Origin of the sequence: Chania multitudinisentens RB-25, from assembly GCF_000520015.2 — a bacterium.
In the GTDB taxonomy this organism is placed as follows: Bacteria; Pseudomonadota; Gammaproteobacteria; order Enterobacterales; family Enterobacteriaceae; genus Chania; species Chania multitudinisentens.
The window spans coordinates 108,052-127,555 of record NZ_CP007044.2 but is presented as its reverse complement, the minus strand read 5'-3'; the positions used below and the strand labels follow the sequence as shown (position 1 = coordinate 127,555).

The 19,504-nt window shown below is 43.9% G+C and carries 17 protein-coding genes and 1 CRISPR repeat array; of the genes, 14 read left to right on the top strand and 3 right to left on the bottom strand.

Annotated elements, in window-relative coordinates; translation table 11 throughout:
• Positions 1-19 precede the first annotated feature (19 nt).
• The 4 genes from csy1 to cas6f are packed head-to-tail and all read left to right on the top strand — an operon-like array spanning position 20 to position 3,875.
• A complete protein-coding gene (gene csy1 / locus Z042_RS00480; RefSeq protein ID WP_024912539.1) occupies positions 20-1,369 on the top strand; it encodes a type I-F CRISPR-associated protein Csy1 in 1,350 nt (449 codons plus the stop codon).
• Complete coding sequence (gene csy2 / locus Z042_RS00475) at positions 1,366-2,289, top strand: type I-F CRISPR-associated protein Csy2 (protein WP_024912540.1); 924 nt, start codon at positions 1,366-1,368, stop codon at positions 2,287-2,289. Before csy1 ends, csy2 begins: the two co-directional genes overlap by 4 nt.
• A 17-nt stretch (positions 2,290-2,306) precedes the next feature.
• Positions 2,307-3,311, top strand: a complete 1,005-nt coding sequence (gene csy3, locus Z042_RS00470) for a type I-F CRISPR-associated protein Csy3 (RefSeq protein ID WP_024912541.1) — start codon at positions 2,307-2,309, stop codon at positions 3,309-3,311.
• Between the two features lie 9 nt (positions 3,312-3,320).
• Entirely contained in the window at positions 3,321-3,875 is a 555-nt protein-coding gene (gene cas6f / locus Z042_RS00465) for a type I-F CRISPR-associated endoribonuclease Cas6/Csy4 (protein WP_024912542.1), read from the top strand.
• Between the two features lie 129 nt (positions 3,876-4,004).
• Positions 4,005-4,932: a CRISPR direct-repeat array (repeat unit 28 nt; unit sequence GTTCACTGCCGCACAGGCAGCTTAGAAA).
• A gap of 315 nt (positions 4,933-5,247) precedes the next feature.
• Here cas6f and Z042_RS00460 read toward each other — a convergent pair.
• The gene (locus Z042_RS00460; RefSeq protein ID WP_470253728.1) at positions 5,248-7,776 is read right to left on the bottom strand and encodes a M66 family metalloprotease; all 2,529 of its coding nucleotides are present in this window, start codon (positions 7,774-7,776) and stop codon (positions 5,248-5,250) included.
• A gap of 940 nt (positions 7,777-8,716) precedes the next feature.
• A complete protein-coding gene (locus Z042_RS00455) occupies positions 8,717-9,646 on the bottom strand; it encodes a LysR family transcriptional regulator (RefSeq protein WP_024912544.1) in 930 nt (309 codons plus the stop codon).
• A gap of 167 nt (positions 9,647-9,813) precedes the next feature.
• On the opposite strand from Z042_RS00455, the gene Z042_RS00450 reads away from it, so the two are divergent.
• The 10 genes from Z042_RS00450 to Z042_RS00405 all read left to right on the top strand — a co-directional run bounded on the left by Z042_RS00450 (position 9,814) and on the right by Z042_RS00405 (position 18,455).
• Positions 9,814-10,419: a hypothetical protein gene (locus tag Z042_RS00450; RefSeq protein ID WP_024912545.1), complete on the top strand. Its 606-nt coding sequence runs from the start codon at positions 9,814-9,816 to the stop codon at positions 10,417-10,419.
• A gap of 30 nt (positions 10,420-10,449) precedes the next feature.
• Positions 10,450-11,229: an AfsA-related hotdog domain-containing protein gene (locus Z042_RS00445; RefSeq protein ID WP_024912546.1), complete on the top strand. Its 780-nt coding sequence runs from the start codon at positions 10,450-10,452 to the stop codon at positions 11,227-11,229.
• 3 nt (positions 11,230-11,232) lie between these two features.
• On the top strand, positions 11,233-12,069 hold the full coding sequence (locus Z042_RS00440) for a hypothetical protein (protein ID WP_024912547.1): 837 nt from the start codon (positions 11,233-11,235) through the stop codon (positions 12,067-12,069).
• 5 nt (positions 12,070-12,074) lie between these two features.
• A complete protein-coding gene (locus tag Z042_RS00435; RefSeq protein WP_024912548.1) occupies positions 12,075-12,305 on the top strand; it encodes a tautomerase family protein in 231 nt (76 codons plus the stop codon).
• Positions 12,306-12,307: 2 nt separating this feature from the next.
• Positions 12,308-12,967, top strand: coding sequence for an HAD family hydrolase (locus tag Z042_RS00430; RefSeq protein ID WP_024912549.1), 660 nt, complete (start codon positions 12,308-12,310; stop codon positions 12,965-12,967).
• Positions 12,968-13,054: 87 nt separating this feature from the next.
• The gene (locus Z042_RS00425; RefSeq protein ID WP_024912550.1) at positions 13,055-14,230 is read left to right on the top strand and encodes an acetyl-CoA C-acetyltransferase; all 1,176 of its coding nucleotides are present in this window, start codon (positions 13,055-13,057) and stop codon (positions 14,228-14,230) included.
• 180 nt (positions 14,231-14,410) lie between these two features.
• Positions 14,411-15,664, top strand: coding sequence for an MFS transporter (locus Z042_RS00420; RefSeq protein ID WP_024912551.1), 1,254 nt, complete (start codon positions 14,411-14,413; stop codon positions 15,662-15,664).
• Between the two features lie 4 nt (positions 15,665-15,668).
• The gene (locus tag Z042_RS00415) at positions 15,669-16,451 is read left to right on the top strand and encodes an SDR family NAD(P)-dependent oxidoreductase (protein ID WP_024912552.1); all 783 of its coding nucleotides are present in this window, start codon (positions 15,669-15,671) and stop codon (positions 16,449-16,451) included.
• Positions 16,452-16,596: 145 nt separating this feature from the next.
• On the top strand, positions 16,597-17,379 hold the full coding sequence (locus tag Z042_RS00410; RefSeq protein ID WP_024912553.1) for an NHL repeat-containing protein: 783 nt from the start codon (positions 16,597-16,599) through the stop codon (positions 17,377-17,379).
• Between the two features lie 68 nt (positions 17,380-17,447).
• Positions 17,448-18,455, top strand: coding sequence for an aldo/keto reductase (locus Z042_RS00405; protein WP_024912554.1), 1,008 nt, complete (start codon positions 17,448-17,450; stop codon positions 18,453-18,455).
• Positions 18,456-18,546: 91 nt separating this feature from the next.
• Here the strand turns inward: Z042_RS00405 and Z042_RS00400 are convergent, their stop codons facing one another.
• Positions 18,547-19,446, bottom strand: a complete 900-nt coding sequence (locus Z042_RS00400) for a LysR family transcriptional regulator (protein WP_024912555.1) — start codon at positions 19,444-19,446, stop codon at positions 18,547-18,549.
• Between the last annotated feature and the right edge of the window lie 58 nt (positions 19,447-19,504).

The window sequence follows — 19,504 nt, the reverse complement described above, 5'->3', positions numbered from 1 at the left end:
ATAGGGAGTAAGGAGGAGTATGGAAGACAAGACATTCAGTCAGTTGATTGCCCGTTACATCGAAGGCCGAAAACAGCCCAAGCTTGAAGCCTTCGACAAGGAAGCGGAAAAGAGGTTGGCGGGGCTTACTGACAGCGAACAGCTTGCTGTCACACAACAGGACATCGCCCAGCAGCGGCGAGAGCTGGAACAACGCTATGAGGTGCGCAACTGGCTGACCGATGCCGCCAGCCGTGCCGGGCAGATCAGCCTGGTGACTCATGCGCTGAAATTCACCCACAGCGATGCCAAAGGCAGCAGCGTTTTTCTGTCCACAGCAGAAGGGGATTTGGCTTATCTGGCTACCGCCACATTGCGCAACCCGGCGCTGGATGCCGTTGGGAACGCGGCGGCGCTGGATTGCGCCAAGCTGCTGCAAATGGAATATGAAGGTGAATCATTAATTGCCGTTCTTGACCGTGGCGATGATTCCCCTTTGGCGGCTTTAGCCGAATCTGATCGGCAGTTACAACAGTGGGTCAATGGCTTTAAACAGGTGCTGACGGATAAACAACCCAGCTCCCATAAACTGGCCAAACAGCTCTATTTCCCTATTGGGGATAACGAGTATCACCTGTTAAGCCCATTATTTTCATCCTCGTTAGCACACGCCATGCATCAGCGCATTGCGGATGCCCGTTTTAGTGATGCAGCAAAAGAGATCTATAGCGCTTTTAAAGCAGGAGAATGGCACCCGGCAGCGAGGGTAAGTTACCCCAATACGGCGGTGCAGAATATTGGCGGCACCAAACCGCAGAACATTTCTTACTTAAACAGCGTCCGTGGGGGCCGCACCTGGCTGCTCTCCTGTGCTGCGCCGAGTTGGAAAATCATCTCTAAACCCCCCACCAGGCATAAATCGATTTTCCATGACTACGGCGATTTCAGCCGGATGGCCTACCCCATCGTCAGGGAATTGCGCCACTATTTGCTGAGTGTCAAAGATCTCGAAAACACCAAAGACATCCGCGATAGCCGCCTGGCGTTTACCGATGAGATTATCGACACCCTGTTCAACTATGTGGCAATGGTACAAGACTTGGAGGTGCAGGCAGGCTGGAGTGCCAAAGAGGATTGCCAGCTTAAACGTTCGCAGCAGCTGTGGTTGGACGCTGGCCGGGCGAAAGATGACGCCGATTTCCAATTTGAGCGTGAAGGTGGCGATTGGCAGAAGGAGATCGCCCTGGACTTCGGCGTGTGGCTGAATCGCCGTTTACAACATGAAGAACTCAAATTTGGTGAAGTAGAGCGCCGGGAATGGTCAACGGCAAAGCTGTTTAAACAGCGGCTGCGCGAGTTCGAGCAAGATCTGAAGGAGGGCCTGGCATGAGCACGCTGATTGTCCTGCGTCACGTCCGGGTGGAAAACGCCAATGCGATCGCTGGGCTCACCTACGGTTTCCCGGCCATCACCCATTTTCTGGGTTTTACCCACGCGCTTTCGCGCAAATTACAGTTAACTCACGATCTGGAGCTGGAAAACTGCGGCGTGGTGTGCCACCAACAGCAGCTTCATGCGCATTCATCGGGGTGGGATCGCGTTTTTTCTCTCACCCGTAATCCGCTGACCAAAGAGGCCAAAACCGCTGCTTTCAATGAAGAAGGCCGTATGCATATGACGGTTTCGTTATTGATCGAGTGCAACGGCGTGGTTGCCAATGGGCGTGAAGGGGCAAAAGCCCTGGCAGATCATTTGGCACCGTTATGCCTGCGCCAGCGTTTGGCGGGTGGCACCATCGTCAGCATTGGGGAGGTCAGCGTGATGGCTTACCCGGATGAAACCAAGGCGCTGCGCCGCCTGATGCGCCGTTTATTACCGGGTTTTGTTCTGCTGGATCGTTCCGAACTGCTGCAAGCGCATTTTGAGGTGTTAAAGCAAAAAGAACCTCAGGCTGAAATGATCGACGCCTGGCTTGATTTTGCTGCGCTAAAAATGCAGGCCACGGTGGATGAAACAATCCAATGGCGTTATGTCGCCAAACCGGAAAAAGGCTTTTTGGTGCCGTTGCAAACCGGCTACCAAGCGATTTCCCCCTTGTTCCCGCCTGGTGAGGTGGAAAACGCCCGCGATCCGGTCACCCCTTTCCGCTTTGCGGAGGCGGTCTACGGCATTGGTGAATGGCGCAGCCCGCATCGTATTAACGACCTGAAAACCTTGTTGTGGCATTACCACCATCTGAACGATACCTACGTCTGCCGCAGTGCGTTATCGGCAGCGGTGGAATACGACGAATTTAACGAAGAAGAATGATTTTAAAGGAATAAAAAATGGCTAAAGCAACGATTAAAACGGCTTCCGTACTGGCATTCGAACGTAAATTAGCAAACTCCGATGCCATGCTGTATGCCGGTAATTGGGAACAACAGGGTGAATGGCAACCGATAAAAATTCAGGAAAAAGCGGTGCGCGGTACTATCTCCAACCGTTTAAAGAACGCGATTGCCAGCGATCCGGCCAAATTGGATGCCGAAATTCAAAAAGCCAACCTGCAACGGGTCGACGTTGCCGCGCTGCCTTTTGATTGCGACACCCTGAAAGTCAGCTTCACGCTGCGCGTGCTGGGCAATCTAGCGGTGCCTTCGGTGTGTAACGATCAGGAATATCAGGCTGAGCTGGCTAATGTGATTAATGGCTACATTGCGGAGCAGGGTTTTGGCGAGCTGGCGGCGCGCTATGCAGAAAACCTGGCGAATGGCCGTTTTCTGTGGCGCAACCGGGTGGGGGCTGAGGCAGTTAAGGTCTGTGTAAAAGGTAAAACCCAGCAATGGGAATTCAATAGTGAAGATCATAGCCTGCGCGTATTCAGCCCGCCGCAAGGCGCATTAGCGGCGTTGGCACAGGAAATAGAACAAGGTCTGGCGGGAGAGAGTTTCGCGTTTTTGAGCGTTGAGGCTTTTGTGCGCTTAGGCAATGGGCAAGAAGTTTTCCCTTCCCAGGAGTTGGTGCTCGACAGCAACAGCAAGAAAAGCAAGGTGTTGTATCAGGTGGCGGACGGTGCGGCACTGCATTCGCAGAAAGTGGGTAATGCGTTGCGCACCATCGATACCTGGTATCCCGATGCCGCTGAGTTGGGCCTGGGGCCGATTGCGGTTGAGCCTTACGGCTCCGTCACCAGCCGTGGCAAAGCGTACCGCCAACCGAAGCAGAAAATGGATTTTTATACATTGCTGGATAACTGGGTGACCAAAGGGGATAAACCGGCGGTTGAACAGCAGCACTATGTGATGGCTATTTTAATCCGTGGTGGTGTCTTTGGCGAAAAAGGCGAATAAGGGCATTGTATGGGGCATTATATTGAAATCCGTATTCTTCCCGATCCTGACTTCGGCCCTTCAACGTTGTTGGAGGTGCTGTTTGCCAAGTTGCACCGGGCGTTAGGCCATGTAGGCCAGGGGCAGATCGGGGTAAGCTTTCCTGCGGCGGGTAAAACCTTGGGGGATCGGCTGCGTTTGCACGGTTCTCTTACTGCACTCAGTACATTAGACGCACAGCCGTGGCGCAAAGGGCTGCGTGATAATACTGAGCACAGCGGCATTTTGCCGGTGCCGGAGAAAGTGAAGTATCGCACCGTGCGGCGTGTGCAACCAAAGAGTAACGCGGAACGGTTACGCCGCCGTTCAGTCAGCAAAGGGTGGCTGACTGAAGAAGAAGCGCGGCAGCGTATTCCTGATTCAGTGGAAAAACGCTCATCTTTACCCTTTATTCGTTTGAAAAGCTTATCCAGCGAGCAGACGTTTCTGTTGTTTATCGAACAGGGGCCGCTTGGCGATAACGCAACCGAAGGTGCATTCAGTGCTTATGGCTTAAGCCCGACAGCGACCATCCCGTGGTTTTAACCCTAATTTTTTGGCCGATCCTAACTTATTGATTTAATAGGTTAGGATTAGCCATCGCTGAAAAAGGGTTTTTCAACGGATTTGCCTGTTGTTGTTTGATTAACAGTAGGTTAGAAAGGATATGCAACAGTTCACTGCCGCACAGGCAGCTTAGAAAACAGATGATCCCCGTTGTATGCATCCGCCGATGTTCACTGCCGCACAGGCAGCTTAGAAAATACCAGATAGCAACCCAGCCTCTTTATCAGCGTTCACTGCCGCACAGGCAGCTTAGAAACTGGAACATCTGTCAAAAGAGGCTTTAGAGGCAGTTCACTGCCGCACAGGCAGCTTAGAAATGTGGCGTTGATACAGTTCAAAAGAGCCAATTGTTCACTGCCGCACAGGCAGCTTAGAAACACGGAACATTATGAATGCAGTAAACGAGCTTGTTCACTGCCGCACAGGCAGCTTAGAAAGACCAGGATCGCGGAAGGGTCAGAGGTTTCCCGTTCACTGCCGCACAGGCAGCTTAGAAAACTGATAAATTAAAAGAGTTAAGGGATGAAATGTTCACTGCCGCACAGGCAGCTTAGAAAACGGGCCGTAAACTGGTCAAGACCATGAACAAGTTCACTGCCGCACAGGCAGCTTAGAAAATGACCATAACTGCGGCCCGTGCAATGGCTTCGTTCACTGCCGCACAGGCAGCTTAGAAATAACTTACCTTCCACCAACTTGAAGCCCGGTAGTTCACTGCCGCATAGGCAGCTTAGAAAGCGCCAACGTGATCAGCGGGAAATTCGCATAGTTCACTGCCGCATAGGCAGCTTAGAAAATGTATTCAGCTTGTGATAGCCCATCTGGAAGGTTCACTGCCGCATAGGCAGCTTAGAAACGCCTTTCTGGCTTCTTCGTTCAGCTTTTTAAGTTCACTGCCGCATAGGCAGCTTAGAAAAATCTCTGGCCTCTGGCAGTTCGTCTTTCAGGGTTCACTGCCGCACAGGCAGCTTAGAAAATCCGGGCAGAAACACCCGTAGCATAGCGAGAGTTCACTGCCGTACAGGCAGCTTAGATATTAATCAGATGAGCGCTAACGAGCTCATTGGTGAGTTCACCGCCGTGTTGAAGAACCAACCAACACTACCGATCTGCGCCCCTTAATTCCGTGCTAGTGCTGTTGGCGGGTATTTGAGCGCCGAACACGTAATGTGCTCAAATACCCCAGTCAGATACCACAAGTAATAAAGGAACACAGCCTTGGCTGTGTTCCTGCGCCTTGCATCAAGCCTGATATTCTCAGGCGGAAAGTTATTTATCTATTGATCCAGGCGGCATCAACAAAATGGAATATACCGCTCCAGAACTGGCTGTAATAGGGCACACCATTTTTTTATTTGCTAACCACCCTCATTGATTTTGGCTTGCTGAAGTCTAGATACATACCATTCCAGGCTCTTACATTCTTTAATTCACTGGTCGCTACGTTACCAATAAATTCCCCAACTCTGCTATATGAAAGGTTATCCCAATCCGATAAATATACTTTTGCTTCTGAACCAGCATCTACATGAACTTCGTGATTGTAGATCCACGAAGGCAAGGAGTATCCAGAGCGTTCGCCGATAGGAAGGCAATATTTATCGCCTGTTTGATTAGATATAATGCAACCTTCATTATGTTTTGCCGGTAGAGCTCGGCCATTAACGGTATATGAGAGACCTTCTGGTGCGCTTGATAGTGTTCTTTCAGTAAAACTTTGGTTGTGGCATAGCACGGTAGCTCTACTAGGTTGGCTCGCCGTAGGGACGTTGATGTGGAATTTGTTCATCAGTGTGCTGATGGCGCGATGGTTGGTCAGTTTGAAGTGCAGAATCCCGTTGTCAGTTTCCACCTGCAACTGGCAGTCACCGTCTGCAATTTCGGTGCTGTCATCGGAATAGGTGAATCCATACGCGCCATGTAAGGCCGGGTAAATATAGCTGGGTAAGGTGCCTTGCGGGTCATAGTAACCCACTAGTGTTGTCACCGGAACGCCAAACTGCTCTGGTTTGCGAACAACTCGGGTATCGATCTCAGCGCTCTCTTGCCACCTTTGGCCATCAGAGGTAAAGCTCTTTTTGACGCCCTTTTGGATAAGGATATCTTCACCGTTGATAGTGAGAATGCTGTTGTAGCTCGCCTTGTGATTGATGGTCAGACTGCGGTTCTGGTTTTTGTCAGAAGCAGCGGGTACACGGATATAACGTGTCCAGTGGCCATCCCACATAGCGATATTGACCACCGAATATTCATCAAATAGCGTCATTAGCCGGTTTTCGCTCAAATCATCAACCGGGGCATCAATCTGCTCTAGCTTCTCAACCTTGTGCTCATAGGGTTCCATACGGGCGGTTGCTGCGTCCCATTTGCTAAAGCCGGTGGGTGAGTTAGCATCGAACACCGCTTTGCTTTCTAAAAAACTTTGGATAATGGCTGCCGAATTGGGCGTGTAGAGAGTGAAGCGATTGGCGTTAGAGAATGGAGAGCCGCCTGCCATTGAGTCGAAACCAAACTTGCGCCCCTCAAACGGGGGCTGACATTCTCCATCCAGACAGGCGTCTGCATTGGTGCGGGTCGGGAAGAAGTTGGGAATGAAACGGCGCTTGTCGCTATCCCAGCCCCAGCTGGAGTTAATCTGATCGGCGCTGCGGTGGACTGAGCCACGGAAGCCATCGACATAGTGGCCAAGCCCGTAATTGTGGCCTACTTCATGGCTGAATTCATTGCCGAGCGACTTATCCAGGGTCACGATGCCAGCTCCCCCGGAGCCGCCATGAACCTGTACCCCATTGGCGTAGTTACCGCGGCTGTTGTGGGCCACCAGTTGGGCGGCATCGAAAGAATAGCTCTTGTTCCCTTGTGTCGCCGTGTTGTTGATGCCGTAGTTGGCATTGTCGATGCCGTGGGATATGAGCTCCTTGCCGATCTGCTCGCGCATGGTGCCGGTATGCCAGCCCCCGGTGCTCGGGTCGAAATCAGTGAGCAGAGTGCCATCCGGCAGCATCACTTCCTGTAGATGAACGGGTGCGTACTGGCTGACGATCATCCGGCTGACCGGGATAGTCTGGAAGTATTCGCGATGCGCTTCTGGGTCTTTGGCAAAATCGAAACGATCCCGTGGGGGAGTCAACATGCCGATGTCGATGGTGTGGAGCAGCAATTCATTGGGTGCTCCAACCCTGATCCTGGTAAGTTCGCCGCTGTGTTTCCCTTGGCTAATGGTGAGGCTCAACCCCGGCAGGATCCATTCAGCAGGCAGCTCGCCACTCCAGGTATTCTGCGCATAGGTGATGCGGTTGTTCTCAAGTTCTTCCTGGTAGAACCACTGGCCATTGACAGATTTGAACTGAAGAGTCTGCCCCCGTGAAACAGTCACCTGCTTATTGCCGTAGTAGATATTCGAGCTGTAGCCCGCATTTGAGCGCACCCGTACCATTTTGTCTTGCCACTCAGCGCCTGCGGGTAGATAGATATCCTGTACCCAGTAGCCGTCGGCAGTCTGGATATCTACCAGCGCCTTGCCCGTCAAGCGCTCCTTAAGAAAGCTGGCACTTTTATCGCTGAGCTTATCCAGATCGGCACTGCTGCTGATGGTTACGGACGATCCGTTTGTGGGGGTAAAATCCACATCTTCTTTAGGTGCATCAGACAAGTGATAGACGGTCTCTGGCAACGCTGATGGCGGTGCTAGTGTCAGGGTGCCGAGAACTTTGCCATTGGCATCTTGGGCCTGTACCCGTACTGGTGTTACCTCATCAGCCTGCAATGGCCGCACCAACAGCAGGCTTTTACGCAAACTAGTCAGGGTCGGCTGGCGATCACCCTCCTTTGGCTGGGCGGGCAGGATCTGGCTCTGGGCAAACTGCACCTGTGCAGCCATGGCACCCGTTAGGTCGTTCTGGGGGGTTGTTGTATTGAAAATAAGGGGAGTTCTCGCTTCAGCAGATAAAGGGCCAGTTGCCAGCGTCGCTATCATGAGGCTGGCTATTTTGGTAATTCTAATGGTCATATTATCTTTCCTTGTCTGTGGTTATTTATCCGATACAAAGGGTACGACATTATTGCAAACAGGCAGTAGTGAGCCCCGTTTTGAGGTTGAGGTATTTCGTATTCCATGTTGTGGGCAAATAAAATAGGCCATGGATTTAGGTATTCCTAGGCAATCTCCCTTAATTGTCAATAATAAAATAACATTATGTTTTATCTAAACGCTCCAGCACTTTAACCACTTACTGTGTTGGGATATTCAGGCCGAGCTCTATCGCAAAGCCCTCGCGGTTAAAATTATCCACCATATGTTGTTGATAGAGGATAGCGTTAGTTGAACTGTGTTGGCAATGAAACAGTATAGCCAATTATAAAATAAAGCTAAAAGTGAAGGTTGGTTGAATTGGACAGAGCTGTATTGACTTGGTGTTTTCTTCTATGTGGGAATATTATTAGGGTAGTAATGATATTGATTTGGAATGATTTTATTTTTAATTATTTTAAATAAAATCCTATAAAGAGCCTCAAATTTTTTTTGTTGAAAATATGAGTTAAAATATTCCCCGATGCTGAGAGAGCAGCCAGACATATTACTGCTTGACTCGTAATGTCTACCAGCGTGCAGGTCGGTGCCTGCGGGTAATTTTTCGCGATAATATCATCCATTCTGCTAATTAACTCAGGCATTTCTGAATTTCTGATGCGCTATCGGGAGAATCATCCATTAGATCCTGCCACTTTACAAGGGTGCTGCTGGTTGAGGTAAGCGCTGTGAGTTGATTCAGTGAGCGTCACGGACAGTATGCTATCTGTCCGTTTATATTACTGTTTATCTAAGGCTCTAAGGATAGAATTTTTTGTATTGCATTTAGCGCACTAATTTTTTTTAAATCTTTTCGCCAAGAGAGATAAATATTAATTTTGAACTTATCTTCGTAATAAGGAGTCATGCGTTTATAAGTAATACCCGATCTACTAACCATACACATCGAATAAGGAATAAAAGCCATCCCGCGGCCTAATGATATTTCTGACAGCATCCGTAATGGATCACTCGGTTCTGGTTTTCTGGTCAGCTTAAAGGGTAATGTGTCGAAAATTCCCTCACATTTATCAAAATAATCAATGTTAGCTAGGCGGTTAAACCAATATAATGGCAGGTCACTGACATCTTTTAAGTCAACAAACTCTTTTTTGCTAGCAGGATGGCTGCTTGGAAGAGTTATCAGGTTTATCTCTTTATAGATAAATTTAAACTCTAATAGCTCATTTTGATAAGGTTTTTCTGCAACAATAGAAAAATCTAAATGCCCATTAAGCATTTCCATCAAAAGTTGTTTAGAAGTGTAGGTGTCTTTATAGATTGTATTCGCATTAGATAACTCATCAAGCATGTGTTGAATTTTAGGCATTAGATTAAAATCTAGCGTTTTAGTCGTTCCAGCACGAAATCCTTGATCAGAAATACTGTGCTTTTTTATTTCTGCCAAATTATCAACCATGGTGTTCAATAGTTTTCTACTTTGCAATTCAAACAGTTTTCCAGCTTCTGTGAGAGATACCTGATGTGTATCGCGGAGGAAAAGAGTTGTACCCAGATTTTCTTCAAGATTACGAATTTGAGTTGACAGTGGTGGTTGTGAAACGCCTAAACGCTCGGCTGCCCGCCTGAAGCTCATATCATCACATACCGCAATAAAGAACTGTAACTGTCTGATAGTAGGGAGTCTTTTGCTAAATATTCGCATCACTTTCTCCAACATATATGTTCATGTTTAAGCGATAGAGCAGTAAGGTTTTCTAGGGCTTTATACCTGCTGATATCTTTATCCTATCACAAAATAAATATTTCGAAACACCGTTTTAAAAATGTAAGATGTTTCCAAGAAAATAACGCTTAACCCATAATTGACTAAAAAGGAAGTATACTATGTCTGCTAACTATCTAATGATTTCTCGTTATCCATTAAAGAAAGGAATGGAGCCAAGACTGGCCGAATTGCTACAACCTTCTGCAATGAAAAACTATTACCTTTCTATTCAAGGTGAAAATAAAGAATTGTTGGAATTCAATAGTTACGCTGGGTTTAATGAAATCCAGCATGATGAGAATAATCTTGACAATATTCTTGATAACCTTACCGAGTTGCTGTCTGGCGATGTAAAACGTGAGTTGGTTAAGTATGTTGAAAGTCCTATTGCATCAGAAAAATGCTTCCCTGATTCTGAATATGTCCAGCTACGGCATGTTGAAGTTGTTCCAGAGTTTCATTCTCAATATCGTAGCTGGCGGGAAGAGACAATTTTTAACGTTGTCCGCAGTAACAAAGATAAAATTGAATCTTTTGAAGCCTATCACTCAGTTTTTAGTACTCAACCTGGTGTTATGTTTGTTTCTGCTTTTTCAGTAGCACCTGAAGAATATATGAAATCATTCACTGATGAGAATTACCAAAAAATCATTCAGCAAGCGGGTGATAAGTATATCACCGGTGGTAATGACGGTTTATATACTAGAATCTATCAAAAAATTTAATTTTATTAACGAAAAGAGAGAAAAATAGTTATGCTAAAAAACCAAAACACCGACCTCTTGGTGGTTGGCGATAAGTTTCATGAATTCGCCATGAGCAATGATATTGTGACATTAAGTCAGTTAGACTTGATGACAAAAATCCCGTCTAAAGTATTAGCTAGAAATAATTCTGTAGTTATTGGGCAAGGGGTGAGAAAAGATACCATAGGTAACATATTAGAAAACTATCATCACTATAACCAACAGGTCAGTAATATCGACTTACATACGTTATTACAAGAGCAGTACCCGCAGGGTAGTAATAGCTATACTCATAAAAAAGAAGAACATAATATTCTTATTGGTAAAGCCAAAAAAATTGATAAAGACATTTATACTCTGCCACTCATTATTGATGAGCGCTGTGAACTGATGGGCGACCATCAATCAGGCAAACACTTGCAGGGGATGCTATTAGTTGAGGCGTTTAGACAAACATTTATCGCTATCACTGAGGAGTTTTATCCATTCCTTGGTGACATTGAAAAATACTTTGTTATCAACTCACTCAATACTAGTTTTCATAATTTTATTTTCCCAATCGCCGCGAATATTATCTATAAGGTAAATGATATCGATGTTAATGAGCGGCGTGAGAAAATAAGCTCCAGAATAGAGGCATGGCAGAATGATGTTTTATGTGCCTCTATGGAAGCAAACTTTACCGTATATCCACTGGATATAATCAGTAAGAAAGAAGCGGAACTTGCAGAGCAAGCCATTGTTAATCATTTTATTAAAATAAATTCAAACAAGATGATCCCAGAGTAAAAAATGGAGATTAATAAAACTTATATTTACGAATTATCAATTACCACACAGGGACCATTGTATCCACCCAGTGAGGTGATCGATAAAAATGGAGATTTTGTTGTTATTGGTACTTTGCCGCAAGAAGGGGAAAGAAATTGGGGAATGGCGATTGTTGATAAAAAAACGCCTGTTCCCACGTTTGGTTATGTTGAGCCTTATTTGATTAAGAAGGATTTATCTAATGCATCGATAAAAGAGTTAAGTGATATAGAGCTTTTTACATTGCCATTACCATTGCCTTCAAATAATTATCCAATGGTATTTGCACCTGAGCAGTGTCCTAACGCTGGCGAAGTAGTACGAGATAGCTGTTCCCTTAATCAGGCATATATTTCTGACTATCGTGAAAGTGACGGGCGCAGGAAAATAAATAAAATCACCTTGGCAGATTGGGTAAAAGCAGAAGGAACCTTGACTGTGACTGTAGCGGATAATAGTCGTTCAGCACGATTTGATTTCGTTTTTAGTCACCTTATTCCTAACAGTTTATATACAGTTATGAGCCTCAGAGAAAATGATTTAAATCCTGCGATGTTAAGCAGACCTGGGCCTCTGGGTATTCCAAATGTATTTGTCACTGATGAACATGGCAGTGCATCTTATTGGGCTATTTTAGATAATCCGTTCCCATCGAACGTGGATGAAGATGCGAATCGTATTATCAATGTAGTTGTGCTTTTTATGAGTTCACAGCAAAGCTATGGTGGAGCAATAGGATTATATGGATTAGGTGGTGATATACATGCTCACCTGAAATTAAAAAAATCAGACTTCCACGACATTACAACACTAGGATAAATATTATGCCAATTATTAAAATAACAGCTTGGCCATTTGCGAATGAGAAATCTGCGAGCTTACTTATCGCCGACGTCACACGAGTCATACATAATCAGTTAGGTTGCCCATTAGATAAGATCACTGTTTATATTGAAGAGATTTCCCCTTCTCGATGGGGGGATGGCGGTATTGCTGGTGACAATCCTGACTTCAAGGTGAAAAGCCGCCGAATGTGTTATGAGGATGGGGAATAAAGATGCGCCAAACTGCATTCTATGATGTGGATGATACGCTGATAAATATTAAGAGCATGTTTGATTTCTTTCAGTTTTGGGCAAGTGAAAATGGCCTCATTAGCCAGCAAGAACAGTTTGACTCTCAGTTCTCTGTTTTGGCCAGGAAGATGAGTAGCAGGGAGGAGTTAAATCGAGCTTATTATCGTTTTTTTAAGGGAGTTCCTTTATTAAAAATAGAACAGTGCGCAGAGCGCTGGTTTAAAAATTCATTTTCCAATACTGAGATATTTATAAGTTATACATTAAAAAGCATTTTAGCCCATAGAGTTTTGGGTCATAATATTGTTCTTGTCTCTGGTTCAATGACACCACTCTTGAAACCTATTGCCCAGCTATTAGGCATTACAGATATTCTCTGTACAAAATTAGCGACCGATCAGTCAGGAGTCGTTACCGGCGAAATTTTAGAGACACAAACAATTGGTGAAGGTAAAGCAATCGTTATCAGGCAATATGCTTTAGAAAACGACATTAATTTATCGGCTTGTTTTGCCTATGGCGATGACGTTTCTGATATTCCTATGCTTGCTTGTGTTGGCCATCCGATATGTATTGGTGAAGGAACGGCACTTAGCCACTATGCATCAAATAATAACTGGCCGATTGTGCGTGTTGAGTGAGTAAGACTAATAAACACATTGTTATAAATGCAATATTCTATTTCTGATAATCATTGCTGATTAAGAATTTTTTATGAGGGATTCTGTATGGAAGATATTGTTATTGTAGGTGCCAAGAGAACGGCCATCGGTTCATTTCAGGGGGGGTTATCCACTGTCCCTGCTACCGAATTAGGCACGGCTGTTATAAAAGATTTATTACAGACATATAATCTTAAGCCTGAAAATGTTGACCAGGTTATTATGGGGCAGGTGTTAACGGCGGGGTGTGGTCAAAATCCTGCACGTCAGGCCGCATTAAATGCTGGGTTGCCAAATAATGTCTGTGCGCTAACGATCAATAAAGTTTGTGGTTCTGGGATGATCGCAATCCAGTTAGCTATTCAGGCTATTCGTCATGGCGATGCTGAAGTGATTATTGCCGGTGGGCAAGAGAATATGTCTCTATCCCCTCATATCCTCTTGTCTTCACGTCAGGGTGTGCGTGTCGGGAATAGTAACATTGTTGATTCGATGGTTAATGATGGGCTAACGGATGCCTATAATGGTTACCATATGGGGATCACTGCGGAGAATGTTGCTGACCAATATAGTATTTCACGTGAGGAGCAAGATGCGTACTCAATACGCTCCCATCAAAAAGCGTTAGCAGCGATAGAAGAAGGGAAATTTAAAGCGGAGATCTCACCGGTTACCGTCATCCATAAAAAAGGCTCGCAGGTTATTGATACTGATGAAGGGCCAAGAGTCACTGAGGCTGCCAGGCTGGCGAAGTTAAAGCCTGCGTTTCATTCTCAGGGTACGGTAACGGCTGGCAATGCTTCGTCATTGAATGATGGGGCGGCAGCAGTCATTGTTTGTAGCGCAAGTAAAGCTAAAGAGCTGGGGTTGACGCCGCTGGTTAAAATTTCTGCTTTTGCCAATACCGGCATTTGCCCCTCAATAATGGGTGTTGCTCCGATTTCGGCAATTACTCAGTGCTTGGAGAAGATCAATAAAGAGATTTCGCAGATAGATCTTTTTGAGTGCAATGAAGCTTTTGCTGCACAGGCATTAGCCATTAAAAGAACGTTAGCGATCCCGAAAGAGAAAATTAACATTAATGGTGGTGCAATTGCCTTAGGGCACCCTATTGGAGCTTCAGGCTGCCGTATTTTGGTTTCACTTATTCATCAACTGAGTGCTCGGAACCTCAAAAATGGAATCGCAGCATTGTGTGTTGGAGGCGGTGAGGGTCTTGCAATGGCGGTGGCACGGGTATAGCGGCATGATTAATGTCTTTCTGCCTTGAGTTTATATTAGCAATTTGCGCTCAAGTGAATTGCGGAGCCTTAGTTTAGATATTGTAATTAGTTACTGCCCTATTATGATGCCGATGTAAAATTGGCATCATTGATAATATTTATCTCAGGTGAAATAACGCGAGGAGTAAAATTATTATGAATGGAAATAGGTGCAATTATGCATGCAAATAACATACTGAAAAACACTATGTTAGATAGTGAGTTATCAAGTCTGATGATCTCGGTTATTGGTGTTGTTTTGTCGGTCGGTTCTGTTTATATTACACAATTGATCTTCCAAGAGATATCAGCAAGTTTTCACGTGGATGTATTAGACGCCCGCTACTCATTTAGTGTGTCGTGTTTTATATACGCTATTTCTTTTTTTATATTTGGCCCTTTATCCGACAGGGTTTCAGCTAAATCCTTGAGCTTGTTTGGGTGTGCAGGTGTTATTATCTGTCTGTTCATCTGTCTTTACATTACGAGATATAATATATTCCTGCTTGCTATGGCATTACTTGGCTTCTTTGCCGCTGCTGTTCCTGCTGCTTTATTTTCTTATACAGCTAAAAATACAGAAGCATATAAGCTTCCGCGTGCAATGGGGTTAATGATCTCAGCATCAATTGTTGGCATTATTTTTAGTCGCAGTATTATTGGTATTCTTTCTGATCACTTTTCTTGGCGTATGGCATTCTCTATGTATGCGGCATTAGTCATTGTTTCCATGCTGCTTATTATCATTGGGCTAAAAGAAAATGTGACTGTTAGGCATAATCATAAAAAATTGAGTGATGTTTATATTAATGCGATAAAAATACTCATGGACAGAAAGATCGTTTTGTTTTTATCTTTGGGTTTCCTTCTCTTTTTCAGCTATTTAGGGTTGTCTTCTTTTCTAACGTATTATCTTAAGGGCGCACCATTTAATTTATCGTCAACGGCATTAGGGTGGTTGAACTTTGTTGGCATAAGTGCGGTTGGTGGGGCATTTATTAGTGCGAGGCTTGCAATGAGCATTGATAAGAGAAAGATTCTAATCACATTTTTATGTGGAGTGTCTGTATCTATATTAGTGATTGCTTTTGGTAGTAACATTTATATTGTTGCATTTGGTATTTTTTCTTTTTTCATATTTGTTTTTGGTATACAGCCTATTATTATGTCTATTATTAACCAACTTGTAGACATTTCATCTAAAGGGACGATTTCATCATTATATCTCTTGTCATGTTTGGCTGGTGGGAGTTTTGGTACATACATTCTTGGCCTTGTTTGGAGTTCAATGCACTGGCTTGGTGTGGTGTTAATTTGTGTTTCAGTATCAGTGATTAATATTGTTCTGGCTATTAATTATATCGGTAAGTATACAGCCAGTAGTGCTATTAACCCTATTAGAGGTTCAAAATAAAATCATGTTAAATAAATCAGCGGTAGTAACTGGTGCAACAGGTTCAATTGGTAAAGAAATAGCCAGATGTTTAGTTGAAAAAAACTATAAAGTCATATTAGTAGGGCGCAGTGACAGTAAATTGGCGCAAATAAAAAAGGAGTTAATTGGTGAGAGCAATAATCAGGATAGCATTGTTACGCATAAAATAGACATTTCAAGCCAAAGTTCTGTGGAGCAGGGGGTAGCCTATATTGATAAATATTATGGCCCGATAGATGTGCTGATAAATGCAGCAGGAAACGGTGAGCCTACCGATTTCTTCTCTACCACAGAAGAAGATTGGCAGGCCACGATGCAGGCGAAGTTGATGGGCACAATACGCATGACCCAAGCGGTATCTAGAATGATGTCAAAGTATAATGGTGGGAAAGTCATTATTATTAACGGTACTTTCTGCTATGACCCAGATCCACTTTTCATTATTAATAGTACGGTCAATGCTGCTTTAGCAGGTTTTACCAAGGCATGCTCAAAGTATTTGGCGGCTAAGCATATTAATTTAAATGTAATTAATCCTTGGATTACTGAGAGCGAATCTTGGAGCCAGACATGCGAAAAATTAGCCAAATTTAAAGATATTGAAAAAGAAACGTTAGATGAAAATCTAAAATCAATGAATCCATCGAAGAGATATGCCAATACTGAAGATATCAATAATGCAATATTATTTTTATTAAGTGAAAACTCATCGTTTATTAATGGCGCTTCATTGAATATTGATGGTGGTGCAACAGTTGGCTTTTAAGAATATTAGTAATGCTCATTGTTTTGCAAATTGTAAGGATGCTGACTGTGTTTGATAGTTCAACATTGGCGATTGCAAACTCATCGGGATTATCCTGTTTACTGCTTTTCCGTAACTTGAAGTTTATAGAGTAAAGGAACTATTTATGAAGAATTTCAGTATGTTTTTGTTGTTACTCACTGCCGCTTTTTTTAATGAGAAAATTATGGCTGATTCATCAATTATCTATACGGGTTTTGCTGCTCCAACTGGGATTGCTGTTGATAAACAAGGTACTGTATATGTAACTAACTGGTCTGGTGATTCTGTTACTAAAATCAAAGCTAATGGCGAAAAAGAGATATTAGTAGATAATATATTATCCCCTGCGGGTATTGCTATTAATCAGAATGGGGATATCTATGTATCCTCGTACTCTGATAACTATATTTTAAAAGTATCTTCAGAAGGCATACAGAGTAAAATATCAACGGGTTACCGAACTCCTACGGGGATCGCATTCTCTAAAGATGGTCATTTATTAATTACGAACCGTTCATCTGGCGAGATATCTTCGCTTAACCTGGAGACTGGTAGCGTAATCACCCGTGCTTCAGGATTGAATCTTCCTGTGGGGGTTACTGAACTTAACGATGGAAGCCTGGTTGTCACCCAGTATAGCGGCCGGTTAACCCATATCAGCCCGTCGGGCGAAAAGAGAGAGTTAGGCCATGATTTTATTCGCCCTGGAGTGGGTATTGTTGCTGAGTCGGATGATGTGATTATCGCTATCGATAACGGTGCCAATGCGGTTAGACGTGTTAATGTTATTTCAGGCAAAACTGAATTATTAGCAGATAATTTTAGTGGGGCAGTGGCATTAGCTAAGCAAGGAAATGCTTATTTGGTGGGAACTTGGAATGACGGGAATATTCATTTAATCAAATAACTTAAAATTTAAAAAATGAATACAGTCAACGAGAATGCATCGTTTAAATATAAAGGAGTAAAATCAATATGAGTAAATTACCACAACGAGTTTTAGGTTCTAGCTTACAGGTATCGGCGATGGGGTATGGTGCTATGGGCCTGAGTGAATTCTATGGCCCTAGTGATGAGGTTGACTCACTGAATATTTTGCACTCAGCGATCAATGAAGGGGTGACTTTTTTTGATACGGCAGATATGTATGGCCGTGGACATAATGAATCGTTGATTGGGCGCTGTTTGTCTGGTTTAACGGCCAATGCTCGGGCAAATTTAACTATTGCCACCAAGTGTGGCATCGACCGTGGTAATAGTACGGGTTACGAACGCAAGATCAATAATGCTCCTGATTATATTAAGCAAAGTTGCGAGTCATCATTAAAGCGGCTAGGGTTAGAAAAAATCGACCTTTACTATATGCATCGGCTTGATGTATTAACACCCATTGAAGAAACTATGGATACCTTAGCCAGTTTAGTTAGAGAGGGTAAAATCTTACATATCGGGTTATGTGAAGTTTCTGTTGATATTCTACAGCGGGCGCTGTCGGTATTCCCTATTGATGCCGTGCAAACAGAGTATTCTCTTTGGACGCGGGATGTTGAAGATGAGATACTGCCGTTTTTGGTCAGGAATAATATTGGGTTAGTACCTTACTCACCGCTTGGGCGAGGTTTTTTGACCGGAAAGTATACCTCTGTAAACGATTTTTCAGCAGATGACTTCCGGCGTTTCAACCCGCGCTTTTCTGAAGAAAATATGGCGAAGAACCTTACTATTCTAGAGGCGGTTAAGCCATTAAGTCAAAAATATAACTGTAGCATTGGCCAGATTGCGTTAGCCTGGCTATTGGCACAGAGTAATAACATCGTACCGATTCCTGGCACGAAAAAAGAAAAATATTTAACAGAGAATATCGCCTCATGTCATATTCAATTGGAGGATGCCGATGTTAAACTTTTAAATAATATTAAGAATGAATATAATGTTTATGGGGAACGATATACTCGTGAAGGTATGAAAGGTATTTCATACTGATTGCTCCTGCCGTCTGGTATTAATTGTTTGAGAAGGGCTAATAGATAAAATACTCTTCTCATTTTTTATTTATAATTTAGCAGCTAGCGTTTTACTTACCGATAATTTCATACTTCTCCACATGACCAATAAAAGCCCGTAAGCGAGCCGGGACGTAGTTTCTGTCTCTAAACATAAGATAAGTTGGTCTAAGCCCACCATGCCATTCTGGTAATATATGCACTAACTCCCCACTCTCAATAAGTGATTTAACAAATTGAAAAGGAGCTAAACAGATCCCCAGGCTTTTCTTTGCTGCTCGGATAACCAACTCGGTATCATCCACCACCATATAAGGGGTCGCTGAAATAAGATACTCGCTACCTGATGATTTATTGGTGATCTGCCATTCAGTATCCGATCTCGGCATGATTAACTTATGCTTGTTAATCAAATCATTAGGTACTAGCGGGACGGTCTTTTTAGAAAGATATTCTATTGAGGCACAAAAAACGTAATGTGAGCTCATGATTTTCTTAGCTATCCAATTGCTATCCTTCAATTTTCCCACTCTAATGGCCGCATCAACATTGAGAGATTCGAGATCAATCACTCTGTTGGTTACCATTAAATCAATACTGATATCTGGATATTTCTTCATAAAATCAAAAATACAGTCGCCAACCCATTGATGGGTGAGATTTATTGGCGCAGTAATTACCAGCTTCCCCGTTAAGCTATGGTGATAGTCATCAAGTAATGTTGTGGCAGACAAGCATTCGGATAGCGGGCCGACACAGCTATCGTAATACATACGGCCTAAAGGTGTGAGCGTGATCATCCGGGTTGAACGATTAAGGAGACGGCCACCAATACATTGCTCAAGCTTTGTTATGCGGCGGCTTAAGGTCGGTAAAGGGATATCAACTATTTCGGATACTTTTGTCAGGCTTCCGGCATCAACAACACTGATGAACAAGTTCAGGTCATCCAGAGAAATTTTATCTTTCATTTATGAAAATCACCTATCCAATTTCAACTCTTATCCTCAATAGATGAATATTATAGTA

What these genes read in the sequence shown, in the direction of transcription:
- csy1 (WP_024912539.1), top strand. Translation starts at nt 20, where the DNA reads ATGGAAGACAAGACATTCAGTCAGTTGATTGCCCGTTACATCGAAGGC.
- csy2 (WP_024912540.1), top strand. Translation starts at nt 1,366, where the DNA reads ATGAGCACGCTGATTGTCCTGCGTCACGTCCGGGTGGAAAACGCCAAT.
- csy3 (WP_024912541.1), top strand. Translation starts at nt 2,307, where the DNA reads ATGGCTAAAGCAACGATTAAAACGGCTTCCGTACTGGCATTCGAACGT.
- cas6f (WP_024912542.1), top strand. Translation starts at nt 3,321, where the DNA reads ATGGGGCATTATATTGAAATCCGTATTCTTCCCGATCCTGACTTCGGC.
- Z042_RS00460 (WP_470253728.1), bottom strand. Translation starts at nt 7,776, where the DNA reads ATGGCTGCACAGGTGCAGTTTGCCCAGAGCCAGATCCTGCCCGCCCAG.
- Z042_RS00455 (WP_024912544.1), bottom strand. Translation starts at nt 9,646, where the DNA reads ATGTTGGAGAAAGTGATGCGAATATTTAGCAAAAGACTCCCTACTATC.
- Z042_RS00450 (WP_024912545.1), top strand. Translation starts at nt 9,814, where the DNA reads ATGTCTGCTAACTATCTAATGATTTCTCGTTATCCATTAAAGAAAGGA.
- Z042_RS00445 (WP_024912546.1), top strand. Translation starts at nt 10,450, where the DNA reads ATGCTAAAAAACCAAAACACCGACCTCTTGGTGGTTGGCGATAAGTTT.
- Z042_RS00440 (WP_024912547.1), top strand. Translation starts at nt 11,233, where the DNA reads ATGGAGATTAATAAAACTTATATTTACGAATTATCAATTACCACACAG.
- Z042_RS00435 (WP_024912548.1), top strand. Translation starts at nt 12,075, where the DNA reads ATGCCAATTATTAAAATAACAGCTTGGCCATTTGCGAATGAGAAATCT.
- Z042_RS00430 (WP_024912549.1), top strand. Translation starts at nt 12,308, where the DNA reads ATGCGCCAAACTGCATTCTATGATGTGGATGATACGCTGATAAATATT.
- Z042_RS00425 (WP_024912550.1), top strand. Translation starts at nt 13,055, where the DNA reads ATGGAAGATATTGTTATTGTAGGTGCCAAGAGAACGGCCATCGGTTCA.
- Z042_RS00420 (WP_024912551.1), top strand. Translation starts at nt 14,411, where the DNA reads ATGGAAATAGGTGCAATTATGCATGCAAATAACATACTGAAAAACACT.
- Z042_RS00415 (WP_024912552.1), top strand. Translation starts at nt 15,669, where the DNA reads ATGTTAAATAAATCAGCGGTAGTAACTGGTGCAACAGGTTCAATTGGT.
- Z042_RS00410 (WP_024912553.1), top strand. Translation starts at nt 16,597, where the DNA reads ATGAAGAATTTCAGTATGTTTTTGTTGTTACTCACTGCCGCTTTTTTT.
- Z042_RS00405 (WP_024912554.1), top strand. Translation starts at nt 17,448, where the DNA reads ATGAGTAAATTACCACAACGAGTTTTAGGTTCTAGCTTACAGGTATCG.
- Z042_RS00400 (WP_024912555.1), bottom strand. Translation starts at nt 19,446, where the DNA reads ATGAAAGATAAAATTTCTCTGGATGACCTGAACTTGTTCATCAGTGTT.